Origin of the sequence: Micrococcus sp. R8502A1, from assembly GCF_006704135.1 — a bacterium.
GTDB classification, from domain to species: Bacteria; Actinomycetota; Actinomycetes; order Actinomycetales; family Micrococcaceae; genus Micrococcus; species Micrococcus luteus.
In genome coordinates, this window is sequence record NZ_VIGS01000113.1 from 1 (window position 1) to 637 (window position 637).

General features: G+C 67.2%; 1 protein-coding gene. It reads left to right on the top strand.

What is annotated here, in order from left to right; genetic code table 11:
• Positions 1-115: 115 nt before the first annotated feature.
• Entirely contained in the window at positions 116-469 is a 354-nt protein-coding gene (locus FLM69_RS11280; RefSeq protein WP_370510509.1) for an EamA family transporter, read from the top strand.
• Positions 470-637: the final 168 nt, after the last annotated feature.

Consider the following 637-nt stretch of genomic DNA (forward strand, 5'->3'; position numbering starts at 1 on the left):
CTGGTGTCACTTTTTTTTTGTGTAGGTATCAGGACCCCCCCATGCTCTACACGTAGGCGATCGTCGGCAGGGTGAGATTGGTATAAGAGACATCGCGGGGACCCATCTGCCGGGGGTGCAGGGGCTGGCCCTGGCGACGGCGGCCGGGTCCCTCGTGGCGCTGCCGGTCGGCGTCGCGACGGCGGGGGCGGCCCTGCTCTCTCCCGTGGTGCTGGGCGTGGGGCTGGCCGTGGCGCTGCTGTCCACGGCGGTGCCGTACGGGATCGACCTGCAGGTGCTGCGCCGCATGCCGACCGCGCTGTTCTCCCTGCTGACGTGCCTGTCGCCGATCGCGGCGGCGTTGACCGCGTGGGCCGTGCGCGGGCAGGAGCTCACCCCGCTGGACCTGGCGGGGATGCTGCTGGTGATCGCGGCGTGCGCGGCCGCCGTCTGGACGGGCCGGTCACCGGGTGTGGCGGGCAGGGGCTGAGGCTAGCCTGTGTCGATGCCCCACCCGGCCCTTATACCCATCGCCCAGCCCACGAGACGGGGCTACCTCACGTTTGCCGCCTTCTGCCTTAAAAAAAAAAACAACATAAAATGGAAGACAGGTACGGCAGAGAAGTGACACTACTGCTACTCACGTAGCTCAATCGGG